Raw genomic sequence first — 3,257 nt, 5'->3', positions numbered from 1 at the left:
GCCGAGATCAAGGAGTTCTGCTCTCTGAAGTATAAGGTGACCTTCCCAATGTTCGACAAACTCGTGGTGAAGGGTGCCGACAAGAGCCCGCTTTACCAAGTGCTCAGCGGCCCAACCTCTCCCTTCCCAGGCGACGTGAAGTGGAACTTCGGCAAGTTCCTCGTAGGCCGTGATGGCAAAATCCTGAAGCGCTTCGAGCCCGGTGACAAACCCGATGCACCAGCCGTGGTGGCCGCGATCAAAGAAGCCCTCGCAGCGAAGTAAGGAAGAAACTACTCACTAGTTCCATTCATTCAAGCGGCGATGACTCACTGAGTTGTCGCCGCTTTTTTGTAGTCCCTGTATAGCATATGCAGGGCCAGGACGTGTGCGCTGGGAGCGGGGCTTTTGGAAAGGGGGCATGCGATGAGGCCGCAGCCCACGAAGGGACGAAGTCTTCCAGGGACGCGCACAGCGCATCCCTACCATCCAGAGTAGCGCGTGCCGCAGGGCTGGTAGGGAACCGCTGTGCGGGTCCGAAGCTTCGGGTCTGTAGCTTCGCGGGCGCTCAAAAAGGTACGCCGTCCATGGAGTGTGGAAAGGCAGGAATGACGCTCTAGTTTGAAAGTAGCACCCCCAAAACCAGCCTACGCCGAAGTCGTCTGCGCTTTAACCGGCGGCAAGGCTGGAGCGTTACCACCTCCAGCAGGCGCAGGATTGCCCGGCGCATCCATGCCCGGACGGGGATGAATCTCGATGCGGACGCCGCCGTTCGGGCCATCCATCATGCGCAGTTTGTCGCGAAACTCCTGCGGCACGGCCTCGCGCTCTTGGTCATTGTTGATCGGCCAGGACTGTTCCTGACCGTTTTTCGGACGGGCGATGAAGGTCTTTTTGCCGTCTTCGTTCTTGAGGGTGTACTCGCCGGTATCGTCACGCCGCGTCACGTTGGCCGCCGATTGGGACTGAGAGAAATGAAAGCGCTGCAGGTCGGGGCCGGGTGGAATGGAGAGGCCGGTTTGCGGCTGATGGCCCCTGGTGCGTCCGCCGCCTTCAGGCTGCTGTCCATGACCGGGCAGATTAAGCGTGGGCGCTTGCGGTATGGGGCCCTTGCTGCCGCCCTTCGACCACTCCTGAATGCGCTCCTGATATTCGCGCAGTTCCTGCTGAAGATGACGAAGGCGTTCGAATTGCTCATGAATCGCATTGTTCTGATTCTGGAAGCCGCGCTGCTCACCACCGTGAAACGATTCCCCATTGAAGGGATGCATCCCTCCAGCCAATCCGTCGTGATGCTGACGGTGGTCTTTGGCCGCGACCAGATGCTCGCCCAGCGTGACTGACACCGGGGTTTCCTTGCCACCGGTGATGACCTGGAGCTGCACCACATCGCCCTTCTTTTTCGCCCGCACCAGCGCCATGAACTGCTCCATGTTCACAAGCTGCTGATCCTCAAACTTCACCAGCACATCATACACTTTCAATCCGGCCGTCTTGGCGGGAGAGTCTGGCAGCACTTCTTCAACCAGCAGGCCAAAGCCTTCAGGCAGGGAGAACTGCGCCCGCAGCTCCGCCGGCACCTCACGGGTGAGCACACCGATGTAGGCCACTGGCTTCTGCTCCGGCTGTGCACTCGCATGCGAGTGACGATGGCCCTGCTGAGTGTTCGGGTTTTGACCTTCTGCTTTAACCCTACCGTTGGCACCAACCCCTTCAGCAGGGGCCGTTTTGGGAGCTTCCGTTTTAGGTTCCACCTGCTGGGCACACAGCGGTGCAGCGCCGAGACAGGCGATGAGTAATGTGTGGGGGAGTTTCATGGTTGGGAAGGGTGGAGCTGAGGCTGGTTGGAGCCTTGGCTTTACCTGAAAGAGACAGGCTGCAGAAGCTGCTGCCGGCTGGAGATGTCCACGGTCATCTGCGAGCTGTAACGGGGATCCACCCATGTTCCGAGCTCGCGGGACACGACGAGAGCGAGCTTGTCATCATTGAGGCTGCGGCCACGGTGGAGGCTGTTTCCATGCTCGTTATCCCATTCACGAATGGTGGCGGGCGCATTGGCCAGAGCGGCTGCACCACCTTCGCCTTGCTGCGTTGGCAGGTAGCTCATCACGGCAAAGGCCGCGGCGGCGCCCATCGCGGCCCAGCCTGCAGACATGAGCCAGCGCGGCTGCTGCCGGGGTTTCGGGCGACTGGTGCTGAGCCAGCTCATGTCCAGTTTCAGTTCATCATCCACCCGCTGCACCAGGGCAGGGGAGGCTGCTGCTGGCGCGAGACCGCGCAGCAGGTTTTCGAGTTCTTGTTCATTGATTTCGTTGTTCATGACATGGCCTCCGTGGTGGGTGAAAAGGGTAGAATGTTGATGGCGGGGGAGTTGGATTCGCCGAGCAGATCGGCGCGCAGGTGCCCGAGCTTCTTGTGCAGCGCTTGAAGTGCGTAGCGGTAACGACCGGCGATGGTGTTGATCGAGCTGCCGGTCATTGCGGCGATTTCGTTGAAGGTGAGGTCGCCCCAGAGCTTCAGCGTGATGACTTCGCGCTGATCTTCGGGCAGGGTCTGCAGCGCCTTGTCGACGATGGCGGCGGTCTCTTTCTGTTCGGGCTTGGGATCAAAGGCGGGCGCGTTTTCACCTGCCACGGCGATCTCGGACTTCGCCTCCCGGTTCACCCGGCGGTGGTCGGAGCGGCGCTGATCCAGGGCGATGGTGCGGACGGCGGCGTAGAGCAGGGGAATGTGGCTGGAGTCCCCCTCGGGAAAGCGCCGCCACCAGCGCACAAAGGCCTGCTGGACGACGTCCTCGGCATCGGCTTTGGAGTCGACCAGTTGGCGCGCATATAGCACCAGCTGAGGTGCTAGGTGATCAAACGTGCTTTTCCAGTCAAAGGTGGTTTCCATGCGTGAGCAAGGTACTATACGACCACCCTAACGCCACCGAGTTCCGCTTTTGTATAGCCTTGCTGAAAAATCAAGCTTTGGCCGCAGCAGGCCCGGGCTGGCTTTTGCCCCAGATCAGTCCGTAGCCGATGAAAAGGCCACCGACGATGAACATGAAGGTGGAGTAAAACTGCCCCTTCGTCAGGCCCAGAATCATCTCAGAGCCGCTGTCCGGCTGCCGCAGATACTCCATCGCGATGCGGGCAATGGCATAGAGGATGAAGAACAGGCCGGCGATGATGCCCTGGCGCAGCCGTGGGAAGCGCAGGCGGATGAAGATCAGGATGGCGCTGAGCAGCAGCCCTTCACAGAATGCCTCATAAAGCTGGGAGGGGTGGCGCGGATGC

Annotated in this window: 4 protein-coding genes and 1 pseudogene; 1 reads left to right on the top strand and 4 read right to left on the bottom strand. The window is 60.3% G+C overall.

Annotated features, from left to right (window positions below):
* Positions 1-264: pseudogene (locus ACIREA_RS29265) on the top strand (glutathione peroxidase); the annotation flags it as partial.
* Positions 265-626: 362 nt separating this feature from the next.
* On the opposite strand, the gene ACIREA_RS29260 reads toward ACIREA_RS29265, so the two are convergent.
* The 4 genes from ACIREA_RS29260 to ACIREA_RS29245 form a co-directional block, all read right to left on the bottom strand.
* Entirely contained in the window at positions 627-1,796 is a 1,170-nt protein-coding gene (locus ACIREA_RS29260; RefSeq protein ID WP_397385858.1) for a S1C family serine protease, read from the bottom strand.
* A 41-nt stretch (positions 1,797-1,837) separates the two neighbouring features.
* Positions 1,838-2,299, bottom strand: coding sequence for a hypothetical protein (locus ACIREA_RS29255; protein ID WP_397385857.1), 462 nt, complete (start codon positions 2,297-2,299; stop codon positions 1,838-1,840).
* On the bottom strand, positions 2,296-2,871 hold the full coding sequence (locus ACIREA_RS29250) for an RNA polymerase sigma factor (protein WP_397385856.1): 576 nt from the start codon (positions 2,869-2,871) through the stop codon (positions 2,296-2,298). Before ACIREA_RS29250 ends, ACIREA_RS29255 begins: the two co-directional genes overlap by 4 nt.
* 70 nt (positions 2,872-2,941) lie before the next feature.
* A partial coding sequence (locus tag ACIREA_RS29245; RefSeq protein WP_397385855.1) for a prolipoprotein diacylglyceryl transferase family protein occupies positions 2,942-3,257 on the bottom strand: 316 nt, incomplete at its 5' end.

Source organism: Prosthecobacter sp. (assembly GCF_044373815.1).
In the GTDB taxonomy this organism is placed as follows: Bacteria; Verrucomicrobiota; Verrucomicrobiia; order Verrucomicrobiales; family Verrucomicrobiaceae; genus Prosthecobacter.
The sequence above is the reverse complement of the archived record's forward strand: the minus strand, read 5'-3'. Positions and strand labels throughout refer to the sequence as shown.